Consider the following 17,185-nt stretch of genomic DNA (forward strand, 5'->3'; position numbering starts at 1 on the left):
CGAGCTGGGCGCCCATGTTCTGCAGCTTGTCCTTGAGTTCGATTTCCTTGGCCACGGACACACCGTCCTTGGTCACGGTAGGGGCGCCGAACGAGCGCTCCAGCACCACATTGCGACCCTTAGGGCCCAGGGTCACCTTGACCGCGTTGGCCAAGATGTTCACGCCTTCAACCATGCGTGCGCGGGCTTCGCCGCCGAAAACTACGTCTTTTGCTGCCATGATGGAGCTCCTAAATTTGGTTCAAATTGGCTGCTATCGCTTATCCAGTGAGCGTTAACAGCTATGAAAATGAGAGTTTCTGAATGCTGGGGGACTTCTGTCTCCGGCCGGGCTTGCAGCCCTTAACTTGGCTGCGCCAAGTTAGCCTTCGACGAAAGCAATCGCTGAAGCGATTACTTTTCAACCACTGCGAACAGATCGTCTTCCTTCATGACCAGCAGCTCGTCGCCGTTGACCTTGACGGTCTGGCCCGAGTACTTGCCGAACAGAACGCGGTCGCCGACCTTCACGTTCAGGGCCATCACTTCGCCCTTGTCGTTCTTCTTGCCGGGGCCGACGGCCAGCACTTCACCTTGATCGGGCTTTTCAGCGGCGTTGTCAGGGATCACGATGCCGGATGCCGTCGTGGTTTCGCTTTCGATACGCTTGACGATCACGCGATCGTGCAGAGGGCGAAGATTCATTGCAATGCTCCTGATTTCAGTAAAAAAACTGTCGTACTCAATAAGCGCCCGGTGACCCAGGCGCTACCAAACTGCCGGCAGGAGAAATGTTGTTAGCACTCGCCTGCAGTGAGTGCTAATGATACGGGCATTTGTGGCCATTTCAAGACACCCCCAGGTTCAGCAGGGGAAACTTCACAAATTTGTGGCGCGGGGTGTCGAGCCCGGCTACCCCGATAATCGACCATGGGCCAACCCTCCAACCACGGCGTCGGCGCACGCACTTCAAGTGCGGTTCGTGCCGTGGGGTTGGGAGCGTCAGCCGGTGGGCTGATCGCGTTGGAGCAATTTCTGGCGCATGTTCCACGGTCGAGCGGTCTGGCCTACGTGGTGGTTCAGCATCTGGACCCTACGCAAAAGGCGATGCTGGCTGAACTGCTGCAGCGCGCTACGGCGATGGAGGTGCTTGAAGCGACCGACACGATGCGCATGGAGCCCGACGTGGTCTACGTCATTCCGCCGAACAAGGAACTGACGGTGGCCGCAGGGCTGCTGCACCTTGCGCCACCGGCCCAGCCCCGCGGCATGCGGCTTCCCATTGATCTGTTTTTTACATCGCTCGCCCGCGATTTGGGTGCGCAGGCCATCGGTGTGGTTCTTTCGGGCATGGGGTCCGATGGCACCTTGGGGTTGCGGGCAATCCAGTCCGAGGGAGGCCTGACCCTGGCCCAGTTGCCTGAGTCCGCCCAGTTCGATTCGATGCCCAAGAGTGCTATTGCCGCAGGGTGCGTTGACATCATTGGCCTGGTGGCCGAACTGCCGGATCGCATCATGCGCCGCATCGAAGAAGAGCGCGGCGCTCCAGGGACGCCAAAGGACGGAGCGGTAGACGAGTGCGCAACGAGTGATGAAGGTGATGAGAGGGGCGGCGGGCCCGCGATGGGAGCCATCCTGGGGTTGCTGAGAGAACGCAGCAAACACGACTTGTCGGACTACAAACCCAGCACGCTGCGCCGACGCATCCAGCGGCGCCTGGGTGTCCATGGCCTGAGCACCACGGCCGCTTACGAGAAGTTCGTCAGAGACAACCCCCAAGAACTGGACTTGCTCTTCAAGGAGATGCTGATTGGCGTAACCCAGTTTTTCCGAGACGCCCCTGTCTGGCAAGAACTCAAGGAGGTCGTCATGCCCGCCTTGTTGGCGCGCTGCGCGCCAGGCACCCGACTCCGAGCCTGGGTGGTGGGATGCTCGACGGGCGAAGAGGCTTACTCCCTGGCCATGGTCTTCAGAGAGGCGGTGACAGAGTGCGCTGGCGCCGAACGCTGTTCGCTGCAGATTTTTGCCAGTGATCTGAGTGCCGACGCCATCACTGCAGCCCGCAAGGGCCTGTATCCGTTGAAGATTGCGGACGATATGGACCCCGTCCGGTTGGACAGATTCTTCACGCGGCAAGGCGGTGGTTTTGTGGTCAGCAAGGAGATTCGGGAAATGGTGCTGTTTGCACAGCACGATGTCATTCTTGACCCCCCCTTCACCAAGCTGGACCTGCTCTCGTGCCGCAACTTGATGATCTATTTCAATGCGGCACTGCAAAGTCGACTGATGCCGCTTTTCAGCTACAGCCTGCGCCCTGGCGGCGTGCTGTTGCTCGGGGGTTCCGAGACCATCGGCAACTCGCAAGCGCTTTTTACGCCGATGAGTCAGAAGTCCCGGCTGTATTGGCGCAGTGAGAATTCAGTCAACGCTGGCTCGGTGCACTTTCCGACCAGCCCTCGCCGGGCAACCAGCCGGCATCCTCAGGAGTTCAAGGTGTCCCCTTCGGCCGTGCTTCCCGCCAATCTGCAAACCCACGCTGAGCAGGCGTTGCTGCGGGAGTTTTCCCCTGCTGCGGTGCTGGTCACCGACCAGGGCGACGTCGTCTATATCAACGGCAGCGTGGGCAAGTACCTGGAGCCGGCGTCTGGCAAAGCCAACTGGAACATTCATGTGATGGCCCGCCCCACCATCCGGACCCAGATTGCAGCGGCACTGCGACAAGCCATCCTGGAAAAAGGCAGTGTGGAGCTACGCGGTTTGCACCTGGGCGAAGAGCCCACGCAAACGTCTTTGGATGTGACGGTCAAGGTTCTGCACGAACCCCATTCACTGGCAGGGTTGGTGATGGTTGTTTTTCGCGACGTGGTCGCGCCGGTTGCGGCCAAGCGCAGGCGCCGTGTCTCTTCAGGTGTTGCCGATCCTCAGGCGGCCGAAGAACTGCAGCGCTGCAAGGATGAAATCAAGGCCCTGCGGCAGGAGATGGGGGCTTCGGCCGAGGAGTTGCAGGCTGCCAATGAAGAGCTGCAGTCCACCAATGAGGAACTGCAGTCAGCCAACGAGGAGCTGACCACTTCGAAGGAAGAGTCGCAGTCGATGAACGAGGAGCTGCAGACGCTGAACCAGGAGCTGCAAACGAAACTGGACGATCTGGCGCTGGCGCAGAGCGATATGCAGAACCTGCTCAACAGCACAGACATCGCCACCTTGTTTCTGGACAGTGCCTTGAATGTGCGCCGCTACACCGAGCAAATCACCCGCATCATCCACCTGCGAGAAGGTGACATCGGCCGACCGCTGACGGATCTGGCCAGCACGCTCAATTACCCCACGCTCAACGACGACGCCCGTCAAACCCTCAAGACGCTGACCTTGACAGAAAAAGAGATCACCACGACCGATGGATTGTGGTTTCTGGTGCGGATCAAGCCTTACAGAACACTCGCCAATGTGATTCAGGGGGTGGTCATCACCCTCATTGATATCACCACGGCGAAAGAGCTCGAGTCTCGGCTTCGCAAGGGGTAGAGTCAAAAGCAGCGGCGAAACGTACGCTTTGCAACGCACATTTTTTGGAGCATCCATGTCATACCTCGCGGAATCTTCGCCTTACCTGTCGGGCTTGCGCGAGCGGGCGACGAGCCAGTTGACGCAAGGCGTCCGAAGCGACTTGTCCCGTGCCAGCACATCCGAAGCGATGGCGGTGTTGTTCCAGTTGGCGTCCTCGCCATCCACCGCTGGCGATGCCCTTGCGCTGCTGCACGAACTCCAGGTCCACCAGGTTGAGGTCGAAATGCAGCACGAGGAACTTCAACAGTCCCGTGCCGAGCTGGAGAACCAATTGGCGCGTCAGCTGCACCTTGTTCAGCAAGCGCCTGCAGCGTTTCTGGTCCTTGATGAAGCCAGCGTGGTGTGCGAGATCAACCAGGCGGGTGTCCGCTTGTTGGGTGCTGCAGGCAACGACGTGCTGGGCAGATCCTTCAACCGCTTTCTTTCACCGTCCAGCAATGCGCAGCTGCAGAAAATGCTCACGCAGGCAAAAGATGACGCTGTGCCCGAGTCCTTTGAGCTGCAACTGCTGCCGCTGCAAGGCTGCGCCCCTCGAAAGCTGCTGTGCACCGCTGGCAGGGAAGTGTCTTCAAGCCGGTTTGTGTTGGTGCTCGTAGCGGTACCGGCGTAGGGCCTGGGCCCGTGGGCTAGACACAGAGGCGCGGGGCGCTGTCTTCCTAAGACCCACGCGAACGCATGAGGATGCCTGAAGGTTGAGCGCAGCGTGGGGCAGACGCGCGTTCATCAAAGCATTGGGCGACTTTCCCGGTCAGTACGTGCGTAAGCGCACAGACGCAAGCGCAGCAACGCTCTAAAAACGATTTGTTGGGTTGTTCGGCCTGAGCCGTGCGCGCGGTCGAACCCAACGGGCAGATCTGTTCTGAAGTAACTTGACCGGAGCAATTCAATGGCAATGACTTCATCTGAAGCATCGACGGCGGCGGCTGCGCAATGCTGGCAGCAGCCAGTATGTCCATGGTTCTCCGCAACACCTCCTGCCCAGCGCCGCGCACCGCAGGGCGACTCCTCCTGGTCGTCACGAATGCTCTACACCACGCTGGGCAAGGCGGCCACCTGCGCCCCAGCAAAGCGCAACTGCGCTGCCCCACATCTTGGTCCCTCAGCTTCCCCTGTAGGTATTGCAATGGAAGATTGGCATTTGCTTTTTGGGGCGGTGACAGAAACGCTTGCCCGGGCGGTGTCCGAGAAGGGGTCCGTCAACCCTGCGGGTTTTCGATGGGAGACGCCGCAGCAGGTGGTGGCCGACTGCGTGAAAGCGCTGGATCAACTGCGCAGGTCTGTACCGAATGCGCCGCCCCATCGGGTGTGTTGAGGCCGGGCACAACAGCCCACGCATGACCTGACCCACCGCGCGTGAAAAGAAGCTGTATTCAATCCGGAGGCGTAGATTGTTGACAGATGAAAGCGACGGAACGCCATTTGCTGGGGCCACCACGTCCGGTAGAACACAGCCTGTGAAATGTGGCTACAAAAACTGCGTGCGCACGCCCACCATCAAGCGCCGACCCGCTGCGGGTTCAAAGAACCGCCCGTTGCCGTCATTGACGATCAGCGTACCGGCGTACTTGCGGTTGAAGACGTTGTCCATCCGTGCCCAGAACTGCCAACGCGTGGCTCCAGCGTCGCTGCTGCCCACACGATAGGCTGCGTGCAGACTGACCACGGCAAAGCCCGCTGCGGATTCACTGTTGCGGTCGTTGGCAAAAACGGCGCCTGATACGTTCACCGCTGCGCCCACCTGCCAGTGCGCTTGGGGCGCGTAGTCCAGCGCCAGTTGCGCCGCGTGTCGCGCGGTGCCCGGCAGCCGGTTGCCCGCCGCGATGGTGGCGTTGCCTGCGCCGGTGAAAGCGCTCCCGAAATACGCGTCCAGGTAGGTGTAGCTCACGCGGGGCGACCAGGTGCCATGGTTGGCACGCCAGGTCAGTTCCAGCCCGCGGCGGCGCACGTTGTCCACATTCTGAAACACAGAGCGGCCGTTGACCGTTGCGACCGGAACGATCTCGTCTTTGCTGCGGGTGTCGAACCACGCCACATCCAGCTCATGTGCGGCTGCACGCCACTTGGCTCCAAGCTCCCACTGACGACTGCGCGCGGCAGCCAGGCCGTAGTTGGGGCCCCGGTTGTCGATGCCATAGGCCATCTCGGCCAGTGTGGGCGTCTCAAACCCCCTGCCGATGTTGGCGTACAGGTTGAGCTGGTCGGTGGCGGTCCACACCAATCCGACGGAAGGGCTGGTGTGTCGCCAGGTGCGTGATCCGCTGTCGTCGGGGTTGGTGGGGGTGATGTATCGGTCGTCCACATTCACCCGAACCTGGCTCGTGCGCAGGCCCGCAATGGCACGCCAGCGGGGCGACAGCCAGGTGTCCACCTGCGCATAGGCATCCATATTGCCTGCGCTGTCTTGTTCATTGCGCCGCAGGTCGCCGCTGGTGCCCGCAGCGTTCACAAAGCCCTGGCGGTGCTCGGACAGGCGGTGGGCTTCCAATCCTGCTGTTAGCGTCAATGGCAGGCCCGAGGCCAATCGCAGCGATCGTGTCCAGGTGGCTGCCGCGCCGTAGTAGTCGCGGTCCAGGTCCACCACGCCGCCGGAGCTGTTGGCGGCCTCGCCGCTGAAGCTCAGGTACTGCGTGAGTTGGCGCGTGCCGCCATAGGCGCGCAACTGCACACTGTCGGTGTCGCTGAGCTGGTGGTCCAGCACTAGCCCCAGCTGGTTTTGCCCCACGGATTTGCGTGTGCCAAATGCGGTGGTCGCCGCAATCGCCTGGCGTGGGTTGGCCTGGAACTGCGCCTTGGTCATGCCGACCGGGTCCAGCGCCAGAGGTTGGTCGTACAGATTGACCAGGCCAGTGACGCGCGTTCGGGCGTCGATTTGTGCGACCAGTTTCCCGTTGAGGTGCGTGCGCCGCGCGGCGCTGTGGTCGCGCCAGCCATCGGTCTCGAAATGCGAGACGCCCAGCACCCCGCCCAGGTTCTGGTCGCCAAAGTCAAATGACGCCTCGGCAAGCCGCTGGCCGAAGGAGCCCAGGCCGATGCCCGCTTGCGCCCCGCCCCCGGGGCGCGGGTTGCGGGTGGTGACTTGCAACACCCCGCCCGCGGAGTTGCCATACAACTGCGCAAGCGGGCCGCGCAGCACGTCGATCTGAGATGCCGTTAGCAACTGCGCCGTGGCGGCCTGGCCTTGGCCGTCGGGCATGCTGGCCGGGATTCCGTCCACAAGAATGCGCACGCCCCGTACACCAAAGGTGGAGCGTGAGCCAAATCCGCGGACTGACACCTGCAGATCTTGCGCATAGTTGCCCCGGTCGGATGCCACCACGCCCGCCTGGCCCGCGAGCACTTCGGAGACATGCACCAGAGGGGTTGTTGCCGTGAAGCTATCGATGGCGACGCTGCTGTGGCTGGCGGCGCTGTCAAAACGCTTTTGTGCCTGCGCGCTGTCCACCACGTCGACGGTGCCCAGCGACACGGGAGGCTCGGTGGAGCTGGGTTCTGGCGCGCCTTGCGCGTGGGCAGTCGCAATCGTGCTGCTGACCAGAAACACCGGGACGGCCCACTGCCACGGCAGGTGTCGGGTGAGGGATTGAGAAGGCTTTTTAGTCACAGTGACACATCACTGTACACGCCCAACGCGCCAGATCACGTTGCCCACATCATCGGCCACCAGCAGCGCGCCTTTGCCATCCAGCGCCACGCCCACGGGGCGGCCATAGGCGTTGCCGTCCTTACTCAAGAACCCGGTCAGAAACGGCACGGGTGCGCCTGTGGGTCGCCCCTGGGCAAATGGCACGTACACCACGTTGTACCCGGTCAGTTCCTTGCGGTTCCATGAACCGTGCTGGCCGATGAAGGCGCCACTGGCAAATTCAGCAGGCATGCGTGCATCAGAGAACGCCAGGCCCAGCGGGGCCACATGCGAGCCCAGGCCATAGTCTGGAGCAATGGCCTTGGCCACCATGTCCGGGTTGGGTGGCTTCACCCGGGTGTCTACGTTCTGGCCCCAGTAGCTCCAAGGCCAGCCGTAAAAAGCGCCGTCCTTTACTGACGTCAGGTAGTCCGGCACCAGGTCATTGCCCAGCTCGTCGCGTTCGTTCACCACGGTCCACAGGGCTTTGCTCTGCGGCTCCCAGCCCAGGCCATTGGGATTGCGCAGGCCGCTGGCAAACAGCCGCTTGTTACCCGACGCGACATCCACCTCCCAGATGGCCGCGCGGCCTTCTTCAGACGCCATGCCGTTATCGCCGATGTTGCTGTTAGACCCCACGGTGGCGTACAGCTTGCTACCGTCTGCATTGGCAATGATGTTTTTCGTCCAGTGGTGGTTTGCGCCAGCGGGCAGGTCCGTCAATTTCACCGGGGTGGTGGTGATGGTTGTCTGTCCCGTCTCGTACGGCACCTTCACGATCGCGTCGGCATTGGCGATGTAGAGCTGGTTGCCCACCAAAGCCATGCCGAAGGGGGAAGTCAGGTCTCTCAGAAAGACGGATTTGGTTTCTGCCACGCCATCTCCATCGGCGTCGCGCAGTAGCGTGATGCGATTGGCACTGGGCGTTCCGGCACCGGCCCGCTTCATCACCAAGCCCATGGCCTTGCCGCGAAGGCCATCGGCGTGAACGTTCTTCACGCCTTCGGGTTGCGGGGGCTTGTTGCTTTCGGCCACGAGCACGTCGCCATTGGGCAGCACATACACCCAGCGAGGGTGGTCCAGCCCTGAGGCCAGCGCGGTCACCTTGAAGCCTGCGGGCGCTTGCGGGATCACGCCTTGGGGCCAGCCCTCGGCGGGCGCAATATTGACCGTGGGGATCAGCAGGTTTTTGTCTGGTGCTGGTAGCTGCGGGCTGGCTCCCACTCCGACACCTGGCGCCTGCTGGGCGACCGCAGCCGCCATATGGCCGACGAGTGCAAAAAAGGGCACCCATCGGATGGGCGAGCGGCGTGAGGTGCAAGATGGCATGGTCATGGCGAAAGTATGGGCGGCCCACTTTGGCTGCCTTTGTAGGTCAAGGCCGCAACCCCGACGGGACGCAGGCGTGGGTGCTGCGAGCTACGTCTCCGTTCCCTATCTGCTGCGCAGCACTAAGGAGATGCAAGGCGCACAAAAGCGCCCATATTCCAGGGAAGATTTCACTTGGCATGTGGCGATGCCAAGAAAATGGCAAAGCGCTGGACAAGGAAAGCAACGCCATTGACGCTCTGATCGACTAGGTTCAGAAGATCAAGGCCAGCATCAGTGCCAAGGAGGGAGCATCCGTTCCGGATAATCAAATGGCAATTTGGCTATACCAAGGCGCTCTACCGGGAGGGCTGAAGAAGAACGCGCTAAAGCTTAAGACGCTGTGTGCTCTATCGAACCTGTGGATGGTGCGTCGTCAGTTATAGGTGGTGGCGTGGGAATGCGTGCGCTCGGTAACGGATTGCGGGCCGCAAAAAACGGGGCACATCACTCGAAACTGCGTGATAGTGGCGCGAAGACGCGAGCAAACGACTGCAACTGCGGCATATGAAAAAACTTTGGCCCTGTAGTACTCACGAATCCGAGCTGCTCAGAGTATCCCCAACCCGTCCTTTACAATACGGGCAGCATGGGTCGATCGGCTGTCGCGCCCATCAGATGTGTATCGCGTCCATGCTCCAGCGGTACAAACAGTCATTTCCCGCCCGCAAGAGTGTCGTCGGGCACCCTCACAAGTTTTCAGAATTGGGCCTGGAGCGTCATGCCATCTTTGCAAATAACTACCGCGCTGATGGGTATTGGCTTGGCGGTGCTGATTCTCTATCTGATACGCCGGGATCACCTGTACCTTATGCACGGTTTGTTCTGGGTCGTGGTGGCTGTGGCAGCGGCGGTGTTAGGTGCCTGGCCCGGCCTTATAGATCGTTTGGCGAGGTGGACGGGTTTCAGCTATCCGCCTGCGCTATTGCTGCTTTTAGCCTGCATGGTGCTGGTGGTCAAAGCCTTGCATGCAGATATGGTTAACACCCGAATCGAGCGCGACGTGCGTCGCTTGAATCAACGGTTGGCCTTGCTGGAAGCAGATCTCGAATCGGTTCGCCAGTTTGGGTCATCTGATTCTTTCAACCCGTGACAGACCTCTTGCTTCCCGTCATTTTGTGCGGAGGCTCAGGCACTCGCTTGTGGCCGCTTTCGCGAGAAAGTTATCCTAAGCAGTTCTTGGCGTTCTCGGGGACAAAAACCATGTTGCAGCATACCGCTACACGCCTGCATGGTCTACACCCTGCCATCCCAATCGCTTACGCGCCGCTATTGGTTTGCAACGAAGATCATCGGTTTCTGGTGGCCAGCCAGTTAAGAGAAGCAGGTGTACTTGGTGCGACTATTCTTCTAGAGCCTGTTGGGCGAAATACAGCGCCGGCCTTAACCCTCGCAGCGCTCCAGGCTACAGCACAGGGGGCAGACCCCGTCATGCTTGCCATGCCAGCAGATCACGTTGTTTCTGACTTGGCCGCTTTTCACAGCGCAGTGCAAACTGCTTACGCAGCAGCAATCCAGGGGCATGTGGTCACTTTTGGTGTTGAGGCAGACTATCCCGAAACAGGTTATGGCTACATACGCCATCAGAGCACTCAGGCAGAAGGAGTTTTTTTGGTCGACGGCTTTACCGAGAAACCGGATGCTGACACTGCCCAGCAATACGTGAACGCAGGTAACTACCTGTGGAACAGCGGCCTGTTTATGCTGCGCGCCAGCACATGGTTGAAGGCGATTGGCCATTGTCGCCCCGACATGCGTCAAACCTGTGAGAAGTCGATGCAAGCGGCCCGCCACGATATTGACTTCATTCGACCGGATGCCACGGCTTTTTCGCTCTGCCCATCCGACTCTATTGACTACGCTGTTATGGAAAAGCTGCCAATGCACCCTGAATGGGGCGTGGCGCCGTGCGTGGTGCCTTTACAAGCGGGGTGGTCTGATGTGGGGGCATGGGATGCTCTGTGGGGTGTAAGTGCGCGTGACGCACAAGGCAATGCGCTACTCGGCGACACCGTGGTGCAGCACAACTGCACCAACTCACTGCTGTTGGCCAGCAGCCGCTTGGTAGCCGGAGTTGGGCTGCAAGATATCATTGTGGTTGAAACACCCGACGCCGTGCTGGTTGTTGACAAGCGCTTTACCCAAGAGGTCAAACAAGTGGTGGCAAACCTTGCGCGCAATGGTGATGCCTTGGCACACACACATCGCAAGGTCCATCGCCCTTGGGGTTGGTATGACAGTATCGACCGCGGCGAACGATTTCAGGTCAAGCGCATCGTGGTGAACCCCGGAGCTAGCCTTAGCCTGCAAATGCACCAGCGCCGCGCTGAGCACTGGGTGGTGGTGAAGGGAATAGCTGAAGTCACGCACGGTGATCGATGCTATCGCTTGCACGAAAACGAATCCACATTCATTCCCGTAGGCCACACACACCGGCTGCGCAACCCAGGTGCAGAGCCTTTGGAGATTATCGAAGTCCAGTCTGGCGCCTATCTTGGCGAAGACGACATCGTGCGTCTGGATGACGCTTACGGCCGCACAGAGCGGGTGCAATGAGATGAGCGATGCGCAACCGGCATCCGGAGCCGCCGCCGTTCTGGTGTCGCGGCTTGATGCGCCGTACGCACCCCTGACTGGGATTGGCGTGCTCGTGATCAACTACAACACCGCCCGGCAGACCTTGCGCTGCCTGGAGTCCATTCAACAGTCCACTGTGTTGCCAGACTGGGTGCTGGTTTTGGACAACGCGTCGTCCGCCGAAGATTTCGAGCACCTGCGCCAGGGGTGTCGGCCGCCTGCGGGCGGAAGCCTTCAAATCTATCGGTCAGACACGAATCTGGGCTTTGCCAACGGCAGCAATGCGCTCATCGACTTGTTGCTTCGCCAATCCGCATGCCAGCAAATCATGTTGCTGAACAACGATGCCGTTGCGCAGAAGGAGATGCTGGCCACACTGAGCGCAGCGCTGGATGCCGCAGGCAGCGGGGCAGGCTTGGCCGGAGGGCGCATGCACAAACTGGCAAACCCTGCAGAGGTGGATACGCTGGGCATATCCATGTATGCCAGCCTGATGCCGGCAGACCGCAAAGCGCTGGACGACAACTACATAGGGCCCACGGGCGGCTGCTGCATGTTCACCCGGGCACTGGCAGAGCGCCTCAAAGCCGTGTCCGGCTACTGCTTTGACCCCCGTTTTTTCTGCTACTGCGAAGACACCGACATGGTCCTGCGTGCACTGTTACTGGGTTATCGCCCTATTTTTATAGACCAGTTGATGGCACTGCATGAAGGCCAGGCGAGCAGTGGTGGTGGCTACAACGCTTTTATCGCTTACCACGGGCTGCGCAATGCCTTGTGGATGCACATCAAGCTCATGCCGCAAGGCATGTTTTTGCGGTACGGCCTATTTTTGCTGCTTGCCCATATGTTGATGACGGCGCGACATATCCTTGCGGGGCGGTTCTCGCTGATTTGGAGGGTTTATAGAGACGCCCTGCGCCAGATGCCAGAATTCATGGCTGAGCGCAAAAGCCTTCGTCCCCACCTCCAATTGCATTACAGCGCCCTGCCAAGCTTCATAACACCGCGCTTTTACCGTGCGGGCTACGCGCGTATGGTTGCGCAAGAGTATTCTTTTTTTAGAAGTTTCTTTTTCAGTTCCAAAAAATGACCAACGTGACTGGCAGCGACGGCTTCACTAGCGCCGACACTATTGTTGACTTTCCAGGTGCCTGCGTCGGGTGGGCGCTTAACCTGAAAAAATGCGGTAGCTGCTCGATATGAAAATCGTCCAATGAATTGCACCACGGGTTCCAGCATGCCGCTGGTCAGCTACTGCATCCCTGCATATAACCATGCGAAGTATGTAGGGGCATGTCTCAAAAGCATACTGGCACAGTCGTACCCCAACATTGAGGTGGTGGTATTCGATGACTGCTCTACCGATTCAACCTATGAAATTGTCCGCTCGCAGAGCGATTCGCGTATCCGTGTGTATCGTAATTCCATCAACGTCGGACCTGGAGAAACCGTCAACCGATGCATACGGATGGCTAAAGGTGAGTTCCTTGCGGTCAGCGGATCTGATGACATTCACTTGCGTGATAAAACAGCGCTTCAGGTTGAGCACTTGTTCGCGAACCCAAAAGTGGGTGCTGTCTTCTCAACCCCAGTATTCATTGGCCCCCAAGGAGAGTCACTAACACGTCGACAGTATTCGGACCTGCCTGTGTTTCCAGCGTTCAATGCAGACAAGGTTGTTATTTTCCAAGAATTGCTGCGGCGGGGAAACTTTCTGCTAGCGCCGAGTGCTTTAATTCGCCGATCGGTGATCGAACGAGTTGGATTTTTTGATCCTGGCCTGATTCAGTTACAGGACTATGATTATTGGCTGCGCGTTGCAGTCGACAATGACTTGTTTGTGATGGATCAGCCGCTTGTCCAGTACCGGATGATGCTCAACGGGTCCAATCTGAGTTCCGAAAATGAAGCATCGCGAAACCGCCACCATTTTGAGCTTAGTGTTGTCTATGAAAAACTGGCCGCCCCAGTTTATGAAGGGGAGAGCGCGCAGCAAGTGGCCGTGCGCCGTGCGCTGATGTTGGAGGCACTGGAAAACTTGCATAGCCGTGAGGTTTTGAACTTCAGGGCCCGTGTGCTGTATCACCGTATTTCTGGCGGTGTGGCCGACCACAGTGGGGCATCCATGACTACGTACCGGCAACTCATATCTGACAACGCGATTTTCTCGGATCGAAATCCGTTGGTGGATTTCGTGGACAAGTTACGTCGGTATGCACGGAAAAAAATAGTGAGGAATACTTAATGGAAAGGCAGGTGGACAGGTGCATTGAATCCGCGCCTCAGATCAGGCCAGTGAGTCAGGCGTCTTTGTTATGCAAGGACATCGGGGAGTCGCTGCGAAACTGGAGATTCTGGGTTTTTCTGGGGTGGAACGACATTGCCAAGCAGTACCGCCGATCATTTGTGGGACCGCTATGGATCGTCTTCAACAGCGCGTTCTTCATTGTGGCCTTCGGCCTTATCGGTGCGCAGCTTTTCAAGCTTCCCATCGCCGACTATTTGCCCTATTTCTGCGCCGGACACATCTTCTTTGGTTTCATCTCCGCGTTAATCAATGAAGGATGTATGACGTACATCCAGTCGGATGCGTTTCTCAAGCAGATGCCCTATCCCAAGCTGACGTTTGTGTTCAGACTGGTATGGAGAAATGTGATCATGCTTGCTCATAATCTCGCCGTGCTGGTGGCTGTGCTGCTATGGTCTGGACACTTCGCCCACGTGCAGTGGTTACCCTTTCTCGCGGCGGTGCTGCTTACCCTTGTGTGTGCCTGGGCGGTCGTTGCCATCCTCGGGGCACTGGCTGCTCGTTTTCGCGACATTCCCATGGCTGTGGCCAGCGTCATGCAGATAAGTTTTTTTATTACGCCGGTCATGTGGCGCCCGGACCAACTGACCGAGAGGGCCAGGATATTGGTGCATTTGAATCCGCTGGCTGCGTTTCTGGAGATATTGAGAGCACCACTTCTCGGCGCGGCGGCAGCGCCTCAGGCTTGGACGCATGCCTGGGGGGCCACCGTCCTGGCACTGGCGCTTTTTTGCGTTCTCTACCTGCTCGCTCGCAGGCGCATTATTTATTGGCTGTAGCAGAGCGTCATGGTCGGAATTACACTTCAAAACGTCTCCATCGATTTTCCCGTATACAACTCGCGGTCGCGGGGGTTGATCAATACCATTTTTGGGCATTCGCGGCGCGAGCAAAATCGAGTGGAATCTGCAGGTATGGGGAACGTATGTGTCCATGCGCTCCACGACATCAGCCTTGCGCTGAAGCCCGGCGACCGCATCGGCCTGATAGGCCGCAACGGCGCCGGCAAGACCACGCTGCTGCGGGTGCTGTCGGGTGTTTATGAGCCGACACGCGGACTTATGGCCCAGGAAGGTCGGATATCTTCGCTGACGGACATCATGCTGGGCATGGACTTGGATGCCAGCGGTTATGACAATATCGTGATGCGTGGCATCGTGATGGGACTCAATCGACGCGCCGCCATTGCGCTAATTCCTGAGATTGAGCGTTTTACCGAACTGGGCGAATACCTGCAATTGCCCGTGAGGACTTATTCGCAGGGCATGCTTTTGCGCCTTGCATTCGCCGTATCCACTTCGATAACCCCCGATATTCTGCTGATGGACGAGATGATCGGCGCCGGCGACGCGTCTTTCGTCAAGAAAGCACAGGCCCGGATCAACGGGCTGATCGACGGCGTGTCGATCTTGGTGCTTGCCTCACATAACGAGAGTATTCTCCAATCGTTCTGCACAACCGGAATCGTGATGAAGCGCGGACGGATCGAATTGATCGCGCCCATCGATGAGTGCCTCCGCTGGCACCGTGAGGATGGAGATGCTGAGCTGATGCAGATTTGAGCATGGCAGACAATCCGACACCCATCGCCCCGACCGTGGCCGTTGCCGACCCGTCAAGTGCTCCGCCTTCCGCGAACGCCGCGGCCATGGAAGCCATCATGCTCGTCGCACCACCCCCCCTGCCAGCCAGTCCCGTGGACCGCGCCAAGAGCCTTTGGCTGGGACAGTTGTATGTCCGCCATGCCAAGCGCTATCCGGTCGTGCGGACCATGGTCAATCGCTGCTGGCTGATGTTCTTTCCGCGCTATCGCAGACTCCGTCGGCGCCTGGAACTGCTCTTGGGCATCCTCCCTACCATGCCCTTGGCCGCACAATCCGTTTTCGTGCGCACGCATGGCCTGAAGACGACTGTCCTGGCCGCGCCCCATGAGGTGGAAACGCCTGCGCCCCGTGCCTACCCCCTGCGAGACCAGCACCGCCTGAAGTCGCCCCACGCCCGCTATACGTTTCCAGAGACCTTCGTCGCGGAACTGTCCGATGCTTTGGTGCAGGGTGGAACCCACATCGTGGGCGCCATGGGTTGTGCGGTCCACCATGACCTGTTCGCACGGGCTGAAGACTTCACGAGCGAAGAACTACACGACCGCATGTACCTCGATGTCGGGGCTGGCACCGTCAGCTGGTACGCACCTGACCCGACGCCTGAAGTCATGGATGTCGCCGCGAATTTCGTGGACGCCTGCGCGCTGAACTACGCACATTGGCTGACCGAGGTGGCGCCGCGTATCGCCCTCCTGTGCGCGAGGCCCGAGTTCGATGGCATTCCGCTCATCGTTAACGACGGGCTGCACCCCAACATCATGGAGTCGCTGCGGACGCTGGTAACGGACAGGCACCCTATCGTCGCATTGCCGCTGGGCCGGTCGATGAAGGTCACACGGCTCTATATCGTCTCCAGCGCCGGCTATGTTCCCTTCGAGCCGCGGGGAGGGCATGCGGCCGTAATGAGCCATGGCAAGTTCAGCCGTCTGGCCTTCGAGGCCATACGCCAGGCCTGTTTTGCGTCGCTGCAGCCAGGCCCCACGCCGCGCAAGATCTTCCTGCGCAGGAATTCGGGGGTACGGCGCCTGGTGAATACCGACGCGATCGAATCTCTGCTGGTCAACCGGGGATTCACGGTGGTGGAGCCCGAGAAACTCAGCTTCGCGGTGCAGGTGCAACTGTTCCGACAGGCTGAAGTCATCATTGGCCCGACAGGCGCAGCGCTGGCCAATATCATCTTTTCCAACAGCCAAGTGCACATCGCGATACTGATCAGCCGCCAGGAAGATGTCATCTACTGGTACTGGCAGAACATGGCGAAAGCCTCTGGAAAGGCCGTCAGCTATGTGTTCGGCAACCATGTCGAGGGTGCCGCCAGCCATGTGCATGCAGATTTTCAGGTGCCCCCTGAGGCCGTCAGTGCATTCATCAACGATCTGGAGCCTCACACGCCCATGAGCCATCCCAACATCCATCCCTCCGCGATCATCCACCCGGAAGCCATTCTAGAAGAGGGTGTCGTTGTTGACCCTTATGCAGTCATCGGCAAGGCGGTGATCGGGCGCGACACCCGCATCCACGCCCACGTCGTGATCGCGGACGGCGTGCGCATTGGGGACGCCGTCGAGATCTTCCCCGGCGCTTTCATCGGCAAGGAGCCCAAGGGCGCTGGGGCGCTGGCCAGGACGCCGGAATTCGAGCGCTTCGTCGAGATCGGTAGCAGTTCCAGCATCGGCCCGCACGCGGTGCTGTACTACGACGTGCGCATCGGGCACAACACTTTAATCGGGGACGGGGCGTCCATCCGCGAGCAGTGCCGCATCGGCAGTTTTTGCATCGTCAGCCGCTATGTCACCCTGAATTACAACGCCCATGTCGGTGACCGCACCAAGATCATGGACAACACGCACATCACCGGCAACTGCCGGATCGGCAACGATGTCTTCATCAGCATCCATGTCGGGACGACCAACGACAATGTCATCAGTGGAAGCTATGCGGACCATATCGCTGGCCCTGTGATTGAAGACGGTGCCACGCTGGCTGTTGGCGTCAGCGTGCTGCCGGGCGTGGTCATCGGAGCGCATGCCATGGTCGGCGCCGGCGCCGTGGTCACCCGCGATGTCGCTCAGGGCGCGACGGTCATGGGGATCCCTGCCAAGCCTAGGCCCACTGTCTCCGCGGATCCTGCTGTCCGCATAGAGCCTTGAGGCAAAG

At 59.5% G+C, this 17,185-nt stretch carries 13 protein-coding genes and 1 pseudogene; 10 read left to right on the forward strand and 4 right to left on the reverse strand.

Going from position 1 to position 17,185, the window contains the following annotated elements:
- Together ACK4OE_RS14520 and ACK4OE_RS14525 are read right to left on the reverse strand one after the other, a co-directional pair.
- The coding region (locus ACK4OE_RS14520; RefSeq protein ID WP_409885519.1) for a TCP-1/cpn60 chaperonin family protein at positions 1 to 220 on the reverse strand (220 nt) is incomplete at its 3' end.
- A 173-nt stretch (positions 221 to 393) separates the two neighbouring features.
- Entirely contained in the window at positions 394 to 684 is a 291-nt protein-coding gene (locus ACK4OE_RS14525) for a co-chaperone GroES (RefSeq protein WP_291505108.1), read from the reverse strand.
- A 225-nt stretch (positions 685 to 909) separates the two neighbouring features.
- Here ACK4OE_RS14525 and ACK4OE_RS14530 point away from each other — a divergent pair, with 225 nt between their 5' ends.
- Together ACK4OE_RS14530 and ACK4OE_RS14535 are read left to right on the forward strand one after the other, a co-directional pair.
- Complete coding sequence (locus ACK4OE_RS14530; RefSeq protein WP_409885520.1) at positions 910 to 3,504, forward strand: chemotaxis protein CheB; 2,595 nt, start codon at positions 910 to 912, stop codon at positions 3,502 to 3,504.
- Between the two features lie 55 nt (positions 3,505 to 3,559).
- Positions 3,560 to 4,156 carry a PAS domain-containing protein gene (locus tag ACK4OE_RS14535; protein WP_409885521.1) on the forward strand — a complete coding sequence of 199 codons (597 nt, stop codon included), beginning with the start codon at positions 3,560 to 3,562 and terminating at the stop codon, positions 4,154 to 4,156.
- Between the two features lie 855 nt (positions 4,157 to 5,011).
- On the opposite strand, the gene ACK4OE_RS14540 is transcribed toward ACK4OE_RS14535, so the two are convergent.
- Positions 5,012 to 7,066, reverse strand: coding sequence for a TonB-dependent receptor family protein (locus tag ACK4OE_RS14540; RefSeq protein WP_409885549.1), 2,055 nt, complete (start codon positions 7,064 to 7,066; stop codon positions 5,012 to 5,014).
- A 90-nt stretch (positions 7,067 to 7,156) separates the two neighbouring features.
- Positions 7,157 to 8,503: a PQQ-dependent sugar dehydrogenase gene (locus ACK4OE_RS14545; RefSeq protein WP_409885522.1), complete on the reverse strand. Its 1,347-nt coding sequence runs from the start codon at positions 8,501 to 8,503 to the stop codon at positions 7,157 to 7,159.
- A 282-nt stretch (positions 8,504 to 8,785) separates the two neighbouring features.
- Here ACK4OE_RS14545 and ACK4OE_RS14550 point away from each other — a divergent pair.
- The 8 genes and pseudogenes from ACK4OE_RS14550 to ACK4OE_RS14585 all read left to right on the forward strand — a co-directional run.
- Positions 8,786 to 8,922 (forward strand): annotated as a pseudogene (locus tag ACK4OE_RS14550) (IS5/IS1182 family transposase); the annotation flags it as partial.
- 335 nt (positions 8,923 to 9,257) lie between these two features.
- Positions 9,258 to 9,629: a DUF2304 domain-containing protein gene (locus tag ACK4OE_RS14555; RefSeq protein ID WP_409885523.1), complete on the forward strand. Its 372-nt coding sequence runs from the start codon at positions 9,258 to 9,260 to the stop codon at positions 9,627 to 9,629.
- Positions 9,626 to 11,092: a mannose-1-phosphate guanylyltransferase/mannose-6-phosphate isomerase gene (locus ACK4OE_RS14560; RefSeq protein ID WP_409885524.1), complete on the forward strand. Its 1,467-nt coding sequence runs from the start codon at positions 9,626 to 9,628 to the stop codon at positions 11,090 to 11,092. The genes ACK4OE_RS14555 and ACK4OE_RS14560 overlap by 4 nt, the downstream gene beginning before the upstream one ends.
- 1 nt (position 11,093) lies before the next feature.
- Positions 11,094 to 12,206, forward strand: a complete 1,113-nt coding sequence (locus ACK4OE_RS14565) for a glycosyltransferase family 2 protein (protein WP_409885525.1) — start codon at positions 11,094 to 11,096, stop codon at positions 12,204 to 12,206.
- 123 nt (positions 12,207 to 12,329) lie between these two features.
- Positions 12,330 to 13,361, forward strand: a complete 1,032-nt coding sequence (locus ACK4OE_RS14570; protein ID WP_409885526.1) for a glycosyltransferase family 2 protein — start codon at positions 12,330 to 12,332, stop codon at positions 13,359 to 13,361.
- The gene (locus ACK4OE_RS14575) at positions 13,361 to 14,203 is read left to right on the forward strand and encodes an ABC transporter permease (RefSeq protein WP_409885527.1); all 843 of its coding nucleotides are present in this window, start codon (positions 13,361 to 13,363) and stop codon (positions 14,201 to 14,203) included. The genes ACK4OE_RS14570 and ACK4OE_RS14575 overlap by 1 nt, the downstream gene beginning before the upstream one ends.
- Positions 14,204 to 14,212: 9 nt before the next feature.
- Positions 14,213 to 14,986, forward strand: coding sequence for an ABC transporter ATP-binding protein (locus ACK4OE_RS14580; RefSeq protein ID WP_409885528.1), 774 nt, complete (start codon positions 14,213 to 14,215; stop codon positions 14,984 to 14,986).
- Positions 14,987 to 14,988: 2 nt separating this feature from the next.
- Positions 14,989 to 17,178 (forward strand): glycosyltransferase 61 family protein, encoded by a 2,190-nt coding sequence (locus tag ACK4OE_RS14585; protein ID WP_409885529.1) that lies wholly within the window; start codon positions 14,989 to 14,991, stop codon positions 17,176 to 17,178.
- The last annotated feature ends 7 nt before the right edge of the window (positions 17,179 to 17,185 follow it).

This window comes from Acidovorax sp., assembly GCF_046314175.1.
In the GTDB taxonomy this organism is placed as follows: Bacteria; Pseudomonadota; Gammaproteobacteria; order Burkholderiales; family Burkholderiaceae_C; genus Acidovorax.